General features: G+C 59.2%; 16 protein-coding genes. 3 read left to right on the top strand and 13 right to left on the bottom strand.

The window, feature by feature from the left end:
- Positions 1-91: 91 nt before the first annotated feature.
- On the bottom strand, positions 92-1,294 hold the full coding sequence (locus GBC55_RS11295; RefSeq protein ID WP_162437552.1) for an MFS transporter: 1,203 nt from the start codon (positions 1,292-1,294) through the stop codon (positions 92-94).
- Between the two features lie 94 nt (positions 1,295-1,388).
- Here GBC55_RS11295 and GBC55_RS11290 point away from each other — a divergent pair, with 94 nt between their 5' ends.
- Positions 1,389-1,835 carry a helix-turn-helix domain-containing protein gene (locus GBC55_RS11290; RefSeq protein ID WP_162437551.1) on the top strand — a complete coding sequence of 149 codons (447 nt, stop codon included), beginning with the start codon at positions 1,389-1,391 and terminating at the stop codon, positions 1,833-1,835.
- Between the two features lie 53 nt (positions 1,836-1,888).
- Here GBC55_RS11290 and GBC55_RS11285 read toward each other — a convergent pair whose 3' ends face one another.
- The 6 genes from GBC55_RS11285 to GBC55_RS11260 all read right to left on the bottom strand — a co-directional run bounded on the left by GBC55_RS11285 (position 1,889) and on the right by GBC55_RS11260 (position 8,273).
- Positions 1,889-3,040 carry a carboxypeptidase family protein gene (locus GBC55_RS11285; RefSeq protein ID WP_162437550.1) on the bottom strand — a complete coding sequence of 384 codons (1,152 nt, stop codon included), beginning with the start codon at positions 3,038-3,040 and terminating at the stop codon, positions 1,889-1,891.
- An 81-nt stretch (positions 3,041-3,121) separates the two neighbouring features.
- Complete coding sequence (locus tag GBC55_RS11280) at positions 3,122-3,523, bottom strand: heme-binding protein (protein ID WP_162437549.1); 402 nt, start codon at positions 3,521-3,523, stop codon at positions 3,122-3,124.
- Between the two features lie 19 nt (positions 3,524-3,542).
- On the bottom strand, positions 3,543-4,760 hold the full coding sequence (gene glcF, locus GBC55_RS11275; protein ID WP_162437548.1) for a glycolate oxidase subunit GlcF: 1,218 nt from the start codon (positions 4,758-4,760) through the stop codon (positions 3,543-3,545).
- A 3-nt stretch (positions 4,761-4,763) separates the two neighbouring features.
- The gene (gene glcE / locus GBC55_RS11270) at positions 4,764-5,828 is read right to left on the bottom strand and encodes a glycolate oxidase subunit GlcE (RefSeq protein WP_162437547.1); all 1,065 of its coding nucleotides are present in this window, start codon (positions 5,826-5,828) and stop codon (positions 4,764-4,766) included.
- Positions 5,828-7,327, bottom strand: a complete 1,500-nt coding sequence (gene glcD / locus GBC55_RS11265; protein WP_162437546.1) for a glycolate oxidase subunit GlcD — start codon at positions 7,325-7,327, stop codon at positions 5,828-5,830. Before glcD ends, glcE begins: the two co-directional genes overlap by 1 nt.
- A gap of 607 nt (positions 7,328-7,934) precedes the next feature.
- Positions 7,935-8,273 (bottom strand): DUF3077 domain-containing protein, encoded by a 339-nt coding sequence (locus tag GBC55_RS11260; RefSeq protein ID WP_162437545.1) that lies wholly within the window; start codon positions 8,271-8,273, stop codon positions 7,935-7,937.
- A gap of 130 nt (positions 8,274-8,403) precedes the next feature.
- Between GBC55_RS11260 and GBC55_RS11255 the strand changes: the two genes are divergently transcribed.
- Entirely contained in the window at positions 8,404-9,051 is a 648-nt protein-coding gene (locus GBC55_RS11255; RefSeq protein ID WP_194692410.1) for a S24 family peptidase, read from the top strand.
- A 39-nt stretch (positions 9,052-9,090) separates the two neighbouring features.
- Here GBC55_RS11255 and GBC55_RS11250 read toward each other — a convergent pair whose 3' ends face one another.
- From GBC55_RS11250 to GBC55_RS11235, 4 genes are all read right to left on the bottom strand, one after another.
- Positions 9,091-11,040, bottom strand: a complete 1,950-nt coding sequence (locus tag GBC55_RS11250) for an acetyl/propionyl/methylcrotonyl-CoA carboxylase subunit alpha (protein WP_162437543.1) — start codon at positions 11,038-11,040, stop codon at positions 9,091-9,093.
- Positions 11,040-11,855, bottom strand: coding sequence for a gamma-carboxygeranoyl-CoA hydratase (locus GBC55_RS11245; protein ID WP_162437542.1), 816 nt, complete (start codon positions 11,853-11,855; stop codon positions 11,040-11,042). Before GBC55_RS11245 ends, GBC55_RS11250 begins: the two co-directional genes overlap by 1 nt.
- A 112-nt stretch (positions 11,856-11,967) precedes the next feature.
- Positions 11,968-13,575, bottom strand: a complete 1,608-nt coding sequence (locus GBC55_RS11240) for a carboxyl transferase domain-containing protein (RefSeq protein WP_162437541.1) — start codon at positions 13,573-13,575, stop codon at positions 11,968-11,970.
- A gap of 12 nt (positions 13,576-13,587) precedes the next feature.
- Positions 13,588-14,751, bottom strand: a complete 1,164-nt coding sequence (locus GBC55_RS11235) for an isovaleryl-CoA dehydrogenase (protein ID WP_162437540.1) — start codon at positions 14,749-14,751, stop codon at positions 13,588-13,590.
- 206 nt (positions 14,752-14,957) lie between these two features.
- On the opposite strand from GBC55_RS11235, the gene GBC55_RS11230 reads away from it, so the two are divergent.
- Positions 14,958-16,652, top strand: coding sequence for an AMP-binding protein (locus tag GBC55_RS11230; protein ID WP_162437539.1), 1,695 nt, complete (start codon positions 14,958-14,960; stop codon positions 16,650-16,652).
- A gap of 675 nt (positions 16,653-17,327) precedes the next feature.
- On the opposite strand, the gene GBC55_RS11225 is transcribed toward GBC55_RS11230, so the two are convergent.
- The gene (locus GBC55_RS11225) at positions 17,328-18,227 is read right to left on the bottom strand and encodes a hydroxymethylglutaryl-CoA lyase (protein ID WP_162437538.1); all 900 of its coding nucleotides are present in this window, start codon (positions 18,225-18,227) and stop codon (positions 17,328-17,330) included.
- Positions 18,228-18,373: 146 nt separating this feature from the next.
- Entirely contained in the window at positions 18,374-18,775 is a 402-nt protein-coding gene (locus GBC55_RS11220) for a MerR family DNA-binding transcriptional regulator (RefSeq protein WP_162437537.1), read from the bottom strand.
- Positions 18,776-18,791 lie beyond the last annotated feature (16 nt).

The following is an 18,791-nucleotide window of genomic DNA, read 5'->3' as shown; positions in this document are numbered from 1 at the left end:
ACTTTTGCAGGCGCTGCCGCAGGCTGCGATCTTTTGATCTTGTTATGAGATCAAAATCAAAAGATCGCAGCCTGCGGCAGCTCCTGCATGGTTAGGGTAACGCCACTTCTGCACGTTTGCTTCTGGGGGCGAGCGTGCTCCACCAATAGATCAACGCCACAGCGTTGATCCCTGCACCCAGCAAACACACCCCGAGCCAGCCACCCCAGGCATACATCGCCGTCGAGCCGATCGAGCCCAAGGCGCTGCCTATCGAATAGAACAGCATGTAACCGGCGGTGAGTCGGCTTTGGGCTTCCGGGCGCACGCTGTAGATCATGCTCTGGCTGGTGACGTGCACGGCCTGTAAACCCAGGTCCAGCGTGATTACGCCCAGCAACAAAGCCCATAACGAAGATTGAGTAAAGGCAATCGGCAGCCAGGAAGCCAACATCAACAACAGGGAACAGCCGCTGGTCCATTGGCCCCAACCCCGATCAGCCAGGTGCCCGGCGCGAGCGGCTGCCAGCGCACCGGCGGCACCCGCCAGGCCAAACAATCCGATTTGAGTATGGGACAGCGACAGCGGCGGGGCGCTTAGCGGTAGCACCATTGGCGTCCATAACACCATGGCGCTGGCGAAGGTCAGCAGCGCTAGAATCGCCCGTTGACGAAGTACGGGCTCTTCCTTGAACAAGGTGAAAACCGAGCCGAGCAGCGCGCCGTAAGAACTGTCGGGCTGCCTGTCCTCGTGCTTGGGCAGCACGCGAAACAACAGCAGCGCCATGGCCAGGGTCAAGCCTGCCGACAACAGATACACCGAGCGCCACCCCGCCAGATCCGCCATGCCGCCGGCCACTGTACGGGCCAGCAAAATGCCGACGACGATGCCGCTGGTGACCACGCCCACCACGCGCCCTCGCTGCGCCGGGAGTGCCAATGTCGCGGCGTAAGCCACCAGGACCTGCGTCACCACCGCCAGTAACCCGGTCAACGTCATCCCGATCAACAGCCAGGTGCTGTTCGACGCGCACGCAATCATCAACAAGGCCAGGGCCGACAGCAGTGTTTGCGTGAGGATCAGCCGTCTGCGATTGAGCAGATCCCCGAGTGGTACCAACAGCAACAGACCCGCGCCGTACCCGACCTGGGTCAGTGTGACGACGATGCCAATGGTTGCCGGGTCCATCGCAAACGCGGCGGCCATGGCATCGAGCAGGGGTTGTGCGAAGTAAACGTTACCGACTGCCAGTCCGCAGGCGACAGCGAACAGCAGCACCACGGCGCTGCTGAGTACATGATGATCAGGCTTCATGCCGAACTCCCAGTGTGGTTTCAATTTAAAACCAGTTGTACGGTAGGGGATCTGGTTTTATATTGCAACCACATTTGTTTCAGTGGATTCGGACATGGTTAGACGTATAAGCGAGGAAGACGCCGAATGCCCGGTCGCACGATCCGTGGAAGCCATCGGCGATGGCTGGTCGTTGCTGATCGTGCGCGATGCCTTTGACGGCATTTGCCGGTTCGGTGAGTTTCAGCGCAGTTTGGGCATGGCCAAGAACATTCTGTCGGTGCGTTTGCGCGCACTGGTGGCCCACGGAATTTTCGATCTGGTGCCGGCCTCGGATGGCAGCGCTTATCAGGAATATGTGCTGACTGAGAAGGGCAAGGGCTTATTCCCGCTGATCATCGGATTGCGGCAGTGGGGGGAGGCGTTTTTCTTTGAGGAAGGGGAGGCGCATTCGCGGCTGGTTGACCGCGAACACGGTCTGCCGCTGCGGCCCCTGGAGCTGCGTGCCGAGGATGGGCGGTTGCTGGGGCCGGAGGATTGTGTGCGAATCGCTGCCGATTGAACGGAAAAAGATCGCAGCCTGCGATCTTTTGATCTTTCAATGTGTAAACAGGATCAGCGCAGGGTATCGACCATGTCCGCCACGGTGGTCAACACATCCTTGCCCAACTGCTTCGAACGTTTCCCCGACCAACCCGTAATCGGGTTAGGCGCATCATTGTTGTCCTTGAAGGGCATTTCCAGGGTCAGCGACAGGCAGTCGAATTTTTCGCCGACGCTGTTGCACGCCAGGGTCATGTTGGCCTCGCCCGGCTTGTCCCGGGTGTAGCCGTGTTTGGTCTGGAAGTCTTTGGTCAAATGCTTCAGATGATCGCGGAAGCGGGTTTCGAGCTGCTCGATCCTTGGCGTATAACCGGGATTGCCTTCGCAACCAGCGGTGAACACGTAAGGGATTTCTTCATCACCATGGATGTCGAGGAACAGGTCGACGCCATGTTTTTCCATCTGCTGCTGAACGAACAGCACTTCCGGGCTCATCTCCTGGCTGGCGCTCTGCCACGCGCGGTTCAGGTCCTGGCCCATTGCATTGGTGCGCAGGTGGCCATGGAAGGCGCCGTCCGGGTTCATGTTCGGGACCAGATAAAGGTCGGCGCTGGCCAGCAGTGTGTTCAACACGGGATCGTCGTGATGCTCCAGACGCTCGATCACGCCTTCCATGAACCATTCGGCCATGTGCTCGCCCGGGTGTTGCTGGGCAATCATCCAGACCTTGCGTCGGCCCTCGGCACCGGTGCCTTTGCGCAGCAGCTGAATGTCCCGGCCTTCGACGCTCTTGCCGGTGGCCAGCAGTTCGGTGCCGGCCTTGGTCAGCGCCTGCTCGATCAACCAGTCATGGCGGCCACGGCTGTAGGGTTCGAAGTAAGCGAACCAGGCATGGGTGGCGGTGGTTTCGAGGCTGAAGCGCAAGCAGTCGCCTTCGAAGATGGTCGGCACCCGGAACCAGTTGACGTGGTCGTAGGAGGCGACGGTCTGGTAACCATCCCAGGCTTTGTTGTAGGAAGATTTGCTGGCATTGCTCAGGCGAAACCAGTGCTCCTGACCGACGTGCAGGCCACTGGCCTTGAAGTGGAACCACTGGAAATGCGGGCTGCGCGTGTCTGGCCTGATGGCCAGGAGCGCGTGAAGCGGATTGCTGATATCCAGCACTTCAATGTTGCCGCTGTCGAAGTTTGCGCTGATGTCAAAAGAGGATTTAGCCACGGCCATCGTCGATTCCTGAATATGATTTTTATGGCAGGTACTTTACACGCTGGGAAGCGCTCAGGCGGGTAGAAAAAATCCCCCCGATCATCTGATGCAGTGGGCGCCCGCTCTGGCCACTTGTGCATCATGTTCGGCTTTCACGCCGGACACCCCCACCGCGCCGATGACCTGGCCATCGACAATGATCGGCACGCCCCCCTCCAGTGAAGTGAGCAGGGGGGCGGACAAAAACGCAAAGCGCCCACCGTTGACCATCTCCTCATAGTCGGTTGATTCGCGCCGGCCCAGAGCGGAGGTGCGAGCCTTTTGGGTGGCGATGTAGGCGCCTATCGGGGCGCACCCGTCGAGGCGTTCGAGCGCCAGGGGATGACCGCCGTCGTCGACGACGACAATGGTCACGGCCCATTGATTGTTCTGGGCTTCAGTGCGGGCGGCGGTGAGGATCTGGCTGACTTCGGTCTGGCTCAACACGGCTTTGCTTTTCATGTGAATCTCCAGTGGTCGGTCAAGGCAACGCGGCTTCGACCAGTTCGATCCAGTGCCGAACGGGGGTTCGACCTGCACCATCCAGGTGGGACTGACAGCCGATATTGGCCGTGACGATGACGTCAGGGTGGCCGCTCTCCAGGGCATTGAGTTTGTTATCGCGCAATTGTCTGGACAGTTCAGGTTGGGTGATCGAATACGTGCCTGCCGAACCGCAGCACAAATGGCTGTCGGGCACGGCGGTAAGGTTGAAGCCTAGTCGAAGCAGGACCGCTTCAACGGCGCCGCCGAGTTTTTGTGCGTGCTGCAACGTGCAGGGGCAATGGAAAGCCAGGCGTTGTTCACTGTGTACAGCGAGTTTTTCCAGCGGCTCATCGCTTAGTACTTCAACCAGATCCTTGGCCAGGTCACTGACTTTTTTCGCCTTGTCGGCATACGCCGGATCGTTTTCGAGCAAATGCCCGTAGTCCTTGATGAAGGCACCACAACCGCTGGCGGTTTGCACGATGGCTTCGGCGCCGTTTTCGATGCTCGGCCACCAGGCATCGATGTTGCGTCGGGCGCGGTCCAGCCCCGCGGACTGAGCATCCAGGTGATAGTCCACCGCACCGCAGCATCCGGCCTCCCGCGCTGGCGTGATGCTGATGCCCAATCGATCCAGGACCCGCGATGTCGCCGCATTGGTATTGGGCGACAGGCCGGGCTGAACGCAGCCTTCGAGTATCAGAACCTGCCGAGCGTGGCGCGTAGTCGGACGTGGTTTGGCGGGTGCCATGTTGCGCGGCAATTTGACTCGCAGGCTGTCGGGCAGCAGGGCGCGGAACACCTGACCACTGTTGACCAGCCCCTTGAACAGACCCGGATTGGGCACGACACCACGCAGTCCCTCGCGCAGCAGCCGTTGGCCGAGTGGGCGCGGCACCGCTGCATCGACCACCGCACGGCCGATATCCAGCAGGTTGTGATAGTCGACGCCGGACGGGCAGGTGGTTTCGCAGTTGCGGCAGGACAGGCAGCGATCAAGGTGCTGTTGGGTTTTCTGCGTGACCTCGTTACCTTCCAGCACTTGCTTGATCAGGTAGATGCGGCCCCGGGGGCCATCCAGTTCATCGCCGAGCAATTGATACGTCGGGCAGGTGGCATTGCAGAACCCGCAGTGCACGCACGAGCGCAGGATACTTTCTGCTTCTTCGGCACGGGGTAGCTGGCGGGCGTGTTCGCTCAAGGTGGTCTGCATGGCTCAAAGCTCCGCATACAGGCGTGCGGGGTTGAAGATTCCCCGAGGATCGAGTTGTTGCTTGAGATTCCGGTGGTAACGCATCAATGATGCCGTCAACGGTTGGAACGGGCTGCCGATCAGGCCATGGCTGTAGCAGGTCACATGCCCGCCGACTTCCTCGACAACCTGGCGAATGAACGCCGCGTCGCCGTCGGATTTGAGCCAGCGTTGCGCACCGCCCCAGTCGATGATTTGCGTGCCCGGCAGGGAAAGCCGGGGCGTGTTGTGGGGGACGGACAGTCGCCAGAGCGGCTGGACCTCATCGAAAAAGCTCAAGCGCTGTTCATTGAGATCCGCCCAATAGGAAGAATCCAGCGGCTCACCGCCCAAGCGGTCATGCGCCGCCGCCACCGAACCTTCGCCGCCTTCCAGTCGCAAGTGCAGACGCTGACCGTCGTGGCACGCGGCGCTGATCGGCAAGGGTTGTTGGCCCCATTCCGCCAGGCGCAGCAAGGCGCGGTCACTGTCCATTTCCAGGCTGATGCTCAAGCATTGGCGCGGTTTCGGCAGGACTTTGAGCGAGACTTCGCTGATCACCCCAAGGGCGCCAAAGCTGCCGGCCATCAGCCGCGACAGGTCGTAACCGGCCACGTTCTTCATCACCTCGCCACCAAAGCGCAAATGCTTGCCATGGCCGGTGATGACGCGAGTGCCCAGGACAAAATCCCTGACCGAACCTGACCATGGCCGCCTTGGTCCCGACAACCCGCTGGCGATCATGCCGCCCACCGTCGCGCCTTCGCCAAAGGAAGGCGGTTCGCAGGGCAGCATCTGTTGCGCGGCGTCCAATGCTTCAGTGAGCTGCGACAAAGGCGTGCCGCACCGTGCGGTGATGACCAGTTCAGTCGGGTCATAGCTGACAATGCCCCGGTGGGTGCGCGTGTCGAGGACTTCACCGGCGACGATGCGCCCCAGGAACGCTTTGCTGTTTGAGCCTTGAATGCGCAATGGTGTGGCGTTCTGCAGCGCCTGATTGACCTGTTCCAGCAGCGCGCGGCTGTCATCGAAATCCTGTTCGCTGCGCATCAGAATCGCTCCAGTTCGGGGAAGGGCAACTGCCCCATGTGAACGTGCATGGCGCCGAACTCGGCGCAGCGGTGCAGGGTTGGAATGTTCTTGCCAGGATTGAGCAAACCGCTCGGATCGAACGCGGCCTTGACGGCATGGAACACGGTCAATTCATCGCTGTTGAACTGCGCGCACATCTGATTGATTTTCTCCCGACCCACGCCATGCTCGCCGGTAATGCTCCCACCGACTTTCACGCACAACTCCAGGATCTTGCCGCCCAGGGCTTCGGCGCGATCAAGCTCGCCCGGTTGATTGGCATCGAACAGGATCAGCGGATGCATGTTGCCGTCACCGGCATGGAACACGTTGGCCACGCGCAGATCGTATTCGGCCGACAACGCTGCAATCGCCTGCAGCACGCCCGGCAACTCACGGCGGGGAATGGTGCCGTCCATGCAGTAGTAGTCCGGAGACAGTCGACCCACCGCCGGGAACGCATTCTTGCGTCCGGCCCAGAAGCGCACCCGTTCGGCCTCGTCTTTGGCGAGCCTCACTTCGGTGGCCCCGGCCTGTTCCAGCACCTGGCGCACGCGGTCGCAATCCTCGTGCACGTCCGCTTCAACGCCGTCGAGTTCACACAGAAGAATGGCCTGGGCATCGACTGGATAACCGGCGTGAATGAAATCTTCGGCGGCACGAATCGCCAGGTTATCCATCATCTCCAGTCCGCCGGGAATGATGCCCGCGGCGATGATGTCTGCGACCGCGCGACCGGCTTTCTCGACGGAGTCGAACGCCGCCAGCAGCACTTTGGCGGTCTGCGGCTTGGGCAGCAATTTGACCGTGACTTCGGTGATGACCCCGAGCATGCCTTCGGAACCGGTGAACAACGCCAGCAGATCGAAACCCGGGGAGTCGAGTGCATTCGAGCCCAGCGTCAGGTGTTCACCGTCGACCGTCAGGATCTCGACCTTGAGCACGTTGTGCACAGTTAAACCGTACTTCAGGCAATGCACGCCACCGGCGTTTTCCGCAACGTTGCCGCCGATGGAACAGGCGATCTGTGAGGAAGGGTCCGGCGCGTAATAAAGTCCATAAGGGGCAGCCGCCTGGGAGATGGCCAGATTGCGCACACCCGGTTGAACCCGTGCGGTGCGGGCGGCAGGGTCGATCTGCAGAATGTTGTTGAAGCGCGCCATCACCAGCAATACGCCTTTTTCCAGGGGCAATGCACCTCCGGACAAACCGGTTCCGGCGCCACGGGCGACGACCGACACGCGTCGTTCATGGCAGACCTGAAGTACAGCTTGTACTTCGTCCAGGTGACGCGGCAGAACGACCAGTAAAGGCGTGGTGCGATAGGCTGACAGCCCGTCGCACTCGTAAGGTTTGAGTTCTTCCTGCTGATGCAGGATCTCCAGATTCGGCAGTCGCGTTTGCAGTGCGTGCAACAGCGCGCTTTTATCAACGTCGGGCAGGACACCGTCGACGCGTTCGTCGTAGAGGATGTTCATAGGCGGTTCACGACACTCCTTTGTTTTTATAAGAGGCCTGTCGCTTTCATCATTGGCCGCACGCGTCCAACTGTCTATCGGTTGTTGGGCCAATAGAAACAGTTTTTGATGAGGTATTTTGAGGTGCGCGTGGGAATCGCAGGTAAAACAGCGGCTTATGAGCCTGTGAACGTAAGCGGTTTTGGTGCTGCTGGAGAGGGGTGAAACGGGGGGCGTCTTCCTTGACGCCGACGCAGCTTAGAGACTGTGCGATTGATTCTCAAGTGCTAATTTTCATTAGTTTGGGCCAATGTAGCCGGGCTTCTCTTGCCAACGGATATTCTTTTGATATCATCCGCGCCATCGAATTTGTAACACGTAAAGACTTCATTAGCCTGAAGCCATAAGCCGGTTTAACCGGCAAAAAAAAGACCCGGCAAAAAGCCGGGTCAAAAACCGTGATTAGCCTGATGAGGAGATAGTCCAGGAGACCGACCTAAGGCCTCTTGGTCCATCGACTGACCTCGCGATCAGCTGATGCAATAATAATCATTCTCGTTTGCAAGTCAAATGATTTTACCTGCCCGATGGGAATATTCTTTCCCGTCGTCGTCCGTGTCTTTCCTTTTTATTTGATCTGATCAGACTTGAGAGCACGGTCAACCATGGCCCTTGCCATGTCGATCATGTGGACCGTCGAGAACGCAAGATCGCGGCTGGCGCCTTGCAGATTGCTGGCGGATTCGTAGGCAATCGCAGCCGCACACCGCATCAAGTCCGAAGCGTGGACCAGAGCTTCTTCGCCGCTGATGCTGCGGTTTACATCGAAAAAGCGTTCTTCAGTCACCTCATCCAGAACAGCGGGTTTCAAGTAATAGTCCAGTGCCCGCTGCGCAGCGGCGCTGCCTTGCGGAGAGTTCAGGGTTGTGTCGAGCATGCCGGGGGCTTCGATGCCGGGTAAGGTCATGGTGTTTGTAGACTCCGTAGTAGGTTCAGATCCCTGAATAAATCCTAATACGTTATGTATTTGTTACAAGAACTGAAATAATACAAGTTGTGTTTTGCAGCAAGGCAGGAGCCGCCGTATCGTGCCGAACATGGATAAATGGATTGAATTGGTCAAGGCCAAGATGAGTGACCTCAACATCACTCAAGAGATACTCGCTGAACGTCTCGGGATGTCCCAGGGTGGAGTGGGGCACTGGCTGAAAAAACGCCGCCAGCCCAGCATTGAAGACATGAATCGGGTCTTGCAGGCACTGGGGTTGGAGTTTCTCGAGGTGGCGATGGTCATCAGAGAAACCGAGGCTTCAGAAGATGACGAGCTGTCTCTTACGCAGAAATATAACCCTTACTTTCGCTACCCGGTCAGTGACTGGCGGGAAACGGGACACGTGCGTGATGGTGAGTTGCCGGTGTACGGCGAGAGGCGTTTCGAGCTGTCCGATTACCATGCTCGAGAGGGGGCGTTCTGGCTGAGGGTCGAGGGCGACGCCATGACAGCACCCAGCGGTCTCAGTATCGGCGAGGACATGTTGATTCTGGTGGACCCTAACGTCGAAGCGATCCCCGGCAAACTGGTGATCGCCCGGTGGCCGAGCAGCGCCAGCGCGACCTTTCGCAAGCTGGTTGAAGAGGGCGGTCAGCGTTACCTGGTCCCGCTCAATCCCACGTACCCGAAAATGCTGTTTACCGATGACTGCCGAATGATCGGCGTGGTCGTACAGGCAACTTTCAAATTCTAATCGGATCGGTCCTGGCAATGCGTAGGACCGATCTTCATTTCACGCGTCTTCCAGCTCGACCAATGCACTGCCTTCGCTGACCATCTCGCCTTCCTGGCAATAAAGCGCCTTGATCACGCCCGCGTGGGGGGCACGGATGCTGTGTTCCATCTTCATGGCTTCAAGCACCACCAGTTGCGCGCCGGCTTCCACCGTTTGCCCGGCTTCCACCAGGACCCGCACGATGCTGCCGTTCATGGGCGCGGTGAGCCCGCCCTGATGGCTATGGCTGGCCTCGACGGCACTGATCGGGTCGTAGGACTCGATGCGACGCAATTCACCCTCCCATTGCAAGTAGACGATGCCGTCCCGGCGGATCGCCCGATGCTGCAGGCGCATGCCGTTGTGCTCGGTCAGCAGTTGCTCACCCCGAAGCTGCGCCGAGCGCGTATCGCCTAACGTCAGCGCCCGGTCCTGTCCTTCACAGCTCAGGTGCAAAGTAATCTCTTTCGGCAATCCGCAACGCAGGCCTGTGCTGCTGCTCCATGGCGAACTCGGGTCATCAGTGCGCGTAGAAGGTTTCAGGCTTTGGGCAAATGCTTGCCCGGCCGCTTGCCAGAACTCATCACTGAGGTCGGCGGGTGCCGGCAGCAGCTGTTCCTGATAGCGCGGGATAAACCCGGTATCCAGTTCTGCCGCTGCAAAGGCGGGATGGCCGATGATGCGACGCAGAAAATTGATGTTGGTCTTGAGACCACCGATCGCAAACTCATCGAGCATGCTCAGCAAGCGCAACCGCGCCTGCTCACGGTCTTCACCCCAGGCAATCAATTTGCCGAGCATCGGATCGTAGAAGGGCGAGATCTCATCGCCTTCTTCCACGCCACTGTCGACACGACGACCGGGACCTTCGGCAGATTCGCGATACAACTCCAGACGCCCGGTGGCGGGTAGAAAATCATTGCCCGGGTCTTCTGCGTACAGCCGCACTTCAATCGCGTGGCCGATCAGTGGAACCTGCTCTTGAGTCATCGGCAGCGCTTCACCCCGCGCCACTCGAATTTGCCAGGCCACCAGGTCGAGGCCGGTGATGGCCTCGGTCACCGGGTGTTCCACTTGCAGGCGCGTGTTCATCTCCATGAAGAAGAACTCACCACGCGCATCCAGCAGGAATTCCACGGTACCGGCGCCGACGTATCCGATTGCCTGGGCGGAACGCACAGCCGCTTCGCCCATGGCGCGACGCAGTTCCGGGCTCAGGCCGGGAGCGGGTGCTTCTTCAACGACTTTTTGATGCCGACGCTGAATCGAGCAGTCGCGCTCGTTGAGGTACAGGCAGTTGCCGTGCTGGTCGGCGAAGACCTGGATTTCCACATGGCGCGGTTTGAGCAGGTACTTTTCGACCAGCATGCGCGAGTCGCCAAACGAGGATTGGGCTTCACGTTGGGCCGAGGCGAGGGCTTCCGCCAGTTGGCTGACGTCCTCGACCACTTTCATGCCTTTGCCGCCACCACCCGCCGTCGCCTTGAGCAACACCGGGTAGCCGATTCGCTCACAGGCATCGCGAAAAGTATCCAGGTCCTGTGCTTCGCCGTGATAACCGGGCACCAGCGGAACGCCAGCGGTTTCCATCAGGGCTTTGGCAGCGGACTTGCTCCCCATGGCGTCAATCGCCGAGGCGGGTGGGCCGAGGAAGACCAGACCGGCGCTTTCGATAGCGCGAGCGAAGCCGGCATTTTCCGAGAGAAAGCCATAACCGGGGTGAATCGCCTGGGCGCCGCTGGCCTTGGCGGCTGCGATCAGCTTGTCGATTTGCAGGTAGCTGTCGGCGGCTTTGCTCCCACCCAGGTCGATGCGGATGTCCGCTTCGCGGCTGTGTCGGGCTTCGCGGTCGATAGCGCTGTGCACAGCCACGGTGGTCAGGCCCAGCGCCTTGGCAGTACGCATCACCCGACAAGCGATTTCACCGCGGTTGGCGACCAGCACGGTGGTGATAACAGGTGTGCTCATCAGCGTGGCTCCTTGGGGGTGATTGCGGCTTGCCAGCTCGGCGGACGTTTTTGCAAGAAAGCCCGCAGACCTTCCTGGCCTTCGGGGCTGACGCGGATGCGGGCGATGGCGTTTTCTGTATAGCGACGCAGCGCCGGGGTCAGTGCACCGTTGCCGACTTCACGCAGCAAGTCTTTGCTGACGCGCATCGCGGCCGGGCTGTTGAGGAGCAGGTTGTCGATCCACTGTTCGACTTTCTGCTCCAGGTCTGCCAGCGGATAACTCTCCGACAACAAACCGATTTCCCGTGCCCGTTGGCCGCCAAAACGTTCGGCGGTCAGGGCATAGCGACGTGCCGCCCGTTCGCCGATGGCTTGCACCACGAATGGACTGATCACGGCTGGTGCCAGGCCGATGCGTACTTCCGACAGGCAGAATTGCGCGTCATCGGCGCCAATCGCCATGTCGCAGCAACTGATCAGGCCCAGGGCGCCGCCGAATGCAGCGCCTTGCACCACCGCCAGTGTCGGGATTTTCAGTTTGCCGAGGTTGTACATCAACTCTGCCAGTTCTCGGGCGTCGTCGAGGTTGGTGTGGTAGTCGAGTTCGGCCGATTGCTGCATCCACGCCAGATCAGCACCGGCGCTGAAATGCTTGCCGCGTCCGCGCAGCAGTAAAAATCGCAGGCTGGTATCGCTCGACACGGTGTCCAGCGCGAGGATCAATTCGCGGATCATCTCGGCATTGAACGCGTTGTTCTTTTCTTCACGGTTGAGCCACAAGGTGGCGAAACCCCGAGGATCGGTTTGCAGTTCCAGGGTATTGAAGTCGTTCATAGGGGTCCGTCTCCACGGTCCTTGCGGGAGCGAATTTGTCTGCGGTCTACGATTGCTGCGCAATCGAACGGGGATAAATCCCCTCGCCACACAAACCCGCTCCCACAGAAAATCACATCCGGAACACGCCGAAGCGGCTCGGTTCGATGGGTGCGTTCAACGATGCGGACAAGGCCAGGGCCAATACGTTACGGGTCTGGGCCGGGTCGATGACACCGTCGTCCCAGAGCCGGGCGCTGGAGTAATAGGGGTGCCCCTGTTCTTCGTACTGATCAAGGATGGGTTGCTTGATCTCGGCTTCCTGCTCGGCGCTGAACGCCTGGCCGCTGCGTTCAGCCTGCTCGCGCTTGACCTGCACCAGCACACCCGCGGCCTGTTCGGCACCCATTACGCCAATGCGCGCATTCGGCCACATCCACAGGAAGCGTGGGTCGTAGGCGCGTCCGCACATGCCGTAGTTACCGGCGCCAAAGCTGCCGCCGATGATCACGGTGAATTTCGGCACTTTGGCGCAGGCCACGGCGGTCACCAGTTTGGCGCCGTGCTTGGCGATGCCGCCGGCCTCGTATTTCTGACCGACCATGAAACCGGTGATGTTCTGCAGGAACAGCAGTGGAATACCGCGCTGGCAGGCCAGTTCGATAAAGTGCGCGCCTTTCTGTGCGGCCTCGGCGAAGAGGATGCCGTTGTTGGCGAGAATGGCGATCGGATAACCGTGCAGGTACGCAAAACCGCACACCAGGGTCGTCCCGAACAACGCCTTGAATTCGTCGAACACCGAACCGTCCACCAACCGTGCGATCACCTCGCGCACATCGAAGGGCTGTTTGGCATCCGCCGACACCACGCCGTACAGCTCGTCACTGTTGTAGAGCGGTGCGATCGGCGTACGTTGTTGCACTTCGCCCAGCTTGCGCCAGTTGAGGTTGGCGATGCTGCGCCGGGCAATGGCCAGGGCGTGTTCATCGCTCTCGGCATAGTGGTCGGCCACCCCGGAAATCTTGCAGTGCACATCAGCGCCACCCAGATCCTCGGCGCTGACCACTTCACCCGTCGCCGCCTTCACCAGCGGCGGGCCGGCGAGGAAGATAGTGGCCTGGTTGCGTACCATGATTGCTTCATCGGCCATCGCCGGCACATAAGCGCCGCCTGCAGTGCAGGAACCCATGACCACCGCGATCTGCGGAATGCCCATGGCGCTCATGTTGGCCTGGTTGAAGAAGATGCGACCGAAGTGTTCGCGATCGGGAAACACTTCATCCTGACGCGGCAAGTTCGCGCCGCCCGAGTCCACCAGGTAGATGCACGGCAGGCGATTCTGCTGGGCAATGGTCTGGGCGCGCAGATGTTTTTTCACGGTCAGCGGGTAATACGAGCCACCTTTAACGGTGGCGTCGTTCGCGACGATCATGCATTCGACGCCTTCCACCCGGCCGATCCCGGCAATCACGCCAGCGGCGGGAACGTCTTCGCCGTAAACCTCGTAGGCCGCCAGTTGGCTGATTTCGAGAAATGGTGAGCCCGGATCGAGCAGTCGGTTGATGCGTTCACGGGGCAGCAATTTGCCCCGCGAGGTGTGGCGTTCTTGAGCCTTGGTGCCGCCCCCTTGCTGCACTTGAGCGAGCAGGGTGTGCAAGGCGTCGACCTGTTTGAGCATCGCCGCGCTGTTGGCCGCGAACTCCGCTGAACGGGGGTTGAGCTGGGTATGCAGGATAGCCATGGGCAACTCCGGTTAGCGGGTTTCGTTAAACAGTTCACGACCGATCAACATGCGACGGATCTCACTGGTACCGGCGCCGATTTCGTACAGTTTGGCGTCACGCAACAGGCGACCGGCCGGGAATTCGTTGATGTAACCGTTGCCACCGAGAATCTGGATCGCGTCGAGGGCCATTTGCGTGGCGCGTTCGGCGCTGTAGAGGATCACGCCCGCGGCGTCTTTACGGGTGGTTTCCCCGCGCTCGCAGGCCTGGGCCACGGCGTACAGGTAGGCGCGGCTAGCGTTGAGTTGGGTGTACATGTCGGCGACTTTGCCCTGGATCAGCTGGAATTCGCCGATGCTCTGGCCGAACTGTTTACGGTCGTGGATATAAGGAACGATCAGGTCCATGCAGGATTGCATGATCCCGGTCGGGCCACCGGAGAGCACAACGCGTTCGTAGTCGAGGCCACTCATCAGCACTTTCACGCCGCCGTTGAGCACGTCGAGGATGTTTTCTTCCGGCACTTCGACGTCATCGAAGAACAGCTCGCAGGTGTTCGAGCCGCGCATGCCGAGCTTGTCGAATTTGTTGCTGCGGCTGAAGCCTTTCGAGTCGCGTTCGACGATGAATGCGGTAATGCCGTGAGGGCCTTTTTCCAGGTCGGTCTTGGCGTAGATCACGTAAGTGTTGGCGTCTGGGCCGTTGGTGATCCAGGTTTTGCTGCCATTGAGCACGTAGTGATCACCGCGATTGTCGGCACGCAGTTTCATCGAGACCACGTCGGAACCGGCATTCGGTTCGCTCATGGCCAGGGCGCCGATGTGCTCGCCGCTGATCAGCTTCGGCAGGTATTTGGTTTTCTGTTCGTGAGTGCCGTTGCGGTTGATCTGGTTGACGCAGAGGTTGGAGTGCGCGCCGTAGGAGAGCGCCACCGAAGCCGAACCCCGGCTGATTTCTTCCATGATCACCACATGAGCCAGGTAACCCAGGCCAGCACCGCCGTACTCTTCCGGCACAGTCACGCCGAGCAGGCCCATGTCGCCAAATTTGCGCCACAGGTCGGCAGGGAACAGGTTGTCGATGTCGATCTGAGCAGCGCGCGGGGCGATCTCTTTGGCGACGAAGGACTGGACCTGATCGCGCAGCATGTCGATGGTCTCACCGAGGGCAAAGTTCAGGGATGGGTAGCTCATGGGTCACCTTTTGGCTTTTTTGTAGGGCTGGGAGGGCGCCGAATCAGCTCTCACCTTTACGTTAACGTAAGCCTGTGACGAATGGCTGTCAATCACCCTTTACGTTAACGTCAACTTGAGCGAGAGTAGAGCCAGTTCAAGATAGAACAGCGGACCTCCCATCGTGGCCGCCGTAACGCCCATTAATAAAGACAATAGGGGTCGTCATGGATCAACCCAGTGCAAGCCCGCAGCGCAGCTATACCCGCGGTTCTCAGGACAAAGCCTTGCTGGCGATGACCATAGGTCAGGCGTTTGACAGCACCGTCGCGAAGTACCCGAATGGGGAAGCGTTGGTCGTGCGCCATCAGAAGTTGCGCTACACATGGCAGCAATTGTCCGAAGCCGTCGACCTGCACGCCAGGGCGCTTCTGGCGCTAGGATTGCAGGCAGGTGACCGTCTCGGCATCTGGGCGCCGAACTGTGCGCAGTGGTGCATCAGCCAGTTCGCCAGCGCGAAAATTGGTGTGATCCTGGTCAATATCAATCCCGCGTATCGCAGCTCTGAACTCGAGTACGTGCTCAAGCAGTCGGGTTGCCAGTGGCTGGTCTGCGCGGGTGCATTCAAAACCTCTGATTACCACGCCATGCTTCAGGGCCTGGTGCCCGAACTGGCAGAGCAATCCATCGGGAAATTGCAGAGCGAACGCCTGCCTGAATTACGCGGCGTCATCAGCCTCGATGCACAGCCGCCTTCCGGCTTTCTGCCTTGGTCGCAACTGGCGGATCTGGCCGCAAGCGTATTGGTGCAGCAGCTGCACGAACGCCAGGAAAGCCTGCATTTCGACCAGTCCGTCAACATCCAGTACACCTCCGGCACCACGGGCTTCCCCAAGGGCGCGACCCTCAGTCATTACAACATTCTCAACAACGGCTACATGGTCGGTGAAAGCCTTGGCCTGACCGCTGATGATCGACTGGTCATTCCGGTGCCGCTCTACCATTGCTTTGGCATGGTGATGGGCAACCTCGGTTGCATCACTCACGGCAGCACCATGATCTACCCCAACGATGCATTTGATCCGCTGTTGACGCTGAGTACGGTCGCCGAAGAAAAAGCCACCGCGCTGTATGGCGTGCCCACCATGTTCATTGCCATGCTTGATCAGCCGCAGCGCGCCGAATTCGATCTGTCGAGTCTGCGTACCGGGATCATGGCCGGGGCGACCTGCCCCATTGAGGTGATGCGCCGGGTCATCAGCGAAATGCACATGAGCGAAGTGCAGATTGCCTATGGCATGACGGAAACAAGTCCGGTGTCCTTGCAGACCGGTCCGTCGGACGAACTCGAATTGCGCGTCACCACAGTCGGCCGTACCCAGCCGCAACTGGAAAGCAAAATTATCGACGAGGCCGGTAACCTGGTCCCGCGAGGCACCATTGGCGAGCTATGCACTCGCGGTTACAGCGTGATGCTCGGCTATTGGAACAATCCGCAAGGCACCGCCGAGGCCATTGATCAGGCTGGCTGGATGCATACCGGGGACCTGGCGAGCATGAACGAGGAGGGTTACGTCTGCATTGCCGGGCGTAACAAGGACATGATCATCCGTGGGGGCGAGAATGTTTACCCGCGCGAGCTGGAGGAGTTCTTCTTTACCCATCCGGCGGTGGCCGATGTGCAAGTGATCGGGATTCCATGCTCGCGGTACGGTGAGGAGATTGTTGCCTGGATCAAATTCCATCCGGGCCACAGCGCTACCGAGCAGGAGCTGCAAGTGTGGTGCAAGGAGCGCATCGCGCACTTCAAGACACCGCGGTACTTCAAGTTCGTGGAAGAGTTTCCGATGACGGTGACCGGGAAGATCCAGAAGTTTCGGATGCGTGAGATCAGTATCGAGGAGCTCAAAGCGCTACCGTAGGAGCTGGCGCAGCCTGCGATCTTTTGGTCTTGCTTTTTTGAAGATCAAAAGATCGCAGGCTGCGCCAGCTCCTACCGGGGATTTGTGTTGTGTCAGAGGGCGATGTTGAGCAGAAATCCAAATGCCAGAAAGCACAAAGGGGAGCCTAAGCTCCCCTTTAATTTGTCGTTGCGTGTGCTCTTTTTTTATTATTGAGGGGCGGTCATTTATTGTTTTTGGAAACCGTGACCCTTTACCGCTGTTTTTTTCGACCCCCATCCGGGATCAAGAGCAAACGTATTTTTTTGAGCGCTGATCTGCTTTTTCGCCAAGCGATCCAACCAGTTCGGGAGCTACCTGAAGGTAGTTTTATTGTTCTCTGCCCGGTTGCGGGTTACTCCGAAAAGCACCCTGAAAAGAACACCTTCTCCAAAAAAATCTGTTAGCTACGTTTCTGCCGTGTTGTTCTTGTTATGTCAGATACGTTTCATCTTATTTTTATTGGTTTGCCGCTTTTTATTCTTGTTATGCCATAGAGATAGCAGGAGGCGTGCCAACTTTTAAAAACCCTTTAAAATCAACGTCTTGAAGATTTGCCGAATTTTTCACTTAGCTCAAGCCAGACATTTTGTTTCCGTGTTACTCGTTTCCGCCCACATTTCCGAAGCACCGGTAACACCCGGACACACCCAGGACTCACTGCGCGCTACGAGCCTTTGCCACGCGTGAGCCGGATGGACGCCCGAGCACCGCACTGATCTGTTGCCCAGCCAGGATCAATGCGTCCAGGTCGATGCCGGTCTCGATGCCAAGGCCATTGAGCAGGTAAACCACATCTTCAGTCGCCACGTTACCGCTGGCGCCTTTGGCATATGGACAGCCACCGAGCCCTGCGATGGAACTGTCGAACACCGCGATGCCTTCCAGCAGGCTGGCGTAGATATTGGCCATGGCCTGGCCATAAGTGTCGTGGAAATGCCCAGCGAGTTTTTCTCGTGGCACGTCAGCCGACACCACCTCGAACATCTTGCGGGTCGCGCCAGCGGTTCCGGTGCCGATGGTGTCGCCCAGGGACACTTCGTAGCAGCCCATGGCGTAGAGCTCCCTGGCTACACGGGCCACTTGTGCCGGTTCAACGTTGCCTTCGTATGGGCAGCCCAACACGCAAGAAACGTAACCTCGCACGCTCACGCCGTGTTGCCGCGCGGCGTCCATGATCGGCACAAAGCGCTCCAGGCTTTCACTGATCGAGCAGTTGATGTTGCGCTGGGAAAACGCTTCGGACGCTGCTGCGAATACAGCCACTTCCTTTACCCCGGCGGCAATCGCGTCTTCAAACCCTCTGAGGTTGGGGGCCAATGCACCGTAGGTAACACCGGGCTTGCGCTGGATTTGCGCGAACACGTCAGCGGAACCGGCCATCTGCGGCACCCATTTGGGCGACACGAAGCTGCCGACTTCTATATAGCCCAGACCTGCGGCGGTCAGTGCATCGACCAGTTGCACCTTGTCGGCGACGCTGATCGGTCGGGCTTCGTTTTGCAGACCATCGCGAGGGCCGACTTCGACCAGGCGTACATGGGTGGGAAGGGACATGGGAATCGACCTGTGGTGTCTGAATTTTCGAATGACCCCGTGGGAGCAACGCTTGCTCGCGATGGCGGCCTGTCAGTCGACATCAAGGTTGAAGGTCATACCCTCATCGCGAGCAAGCTTTGCTCCCACGGTGTGGATGGGTGGGGTTATTGGACCGCTTCCTGGCTCTTCATCGTCTGCTCCAGCGCCTGCACACAACGCTCTTGCGCTGTATCCAGCTCCAGCTTCATCTGCTCAATGTCGAGCATCTGCTGTTCCAGCTGGTCGCGGCGTTCGGCAATCTTGTTCAACATGGTTTGCAGCTGCTTCTGATTGCCGCCGGAGGGGTCGTAAAGTTCGATCAACTCGCGGCATTCTGCCAACGAAAAGCCAATGCGCTTGCCCCGCAGGATCAGCTTCAGGCTGACTTTGTCCCGGGGCGAATAAATACGTTCCTGCCCGCGCCGCTCGGGGCTCAGCAAGCCTTGCTCTTCATAAAAGCGAATGGCCCGGGTGGTGATGTCCAGTTCGCGGGCAAGGTCGGAAATGCTGTAGGTCTGGCTGCTCATGGGCGCGCTCGAAAAA

Origin of the sequence: Pseudomonas sp. TNT3, assembly GCF_010095445.2 — a bacterium.
Taxonomy (GTDB): domain Bacteria; phylum Pseudomonadota; class Gammaproteobacteria; order Pseudomonadales; family Pseudomonadaceae; genus Aquipseudomonas.
Note: the sequence above shows the minus strand (reverse complement) of the source record. Positions and strands in the feature narration are given on the sequence as shown.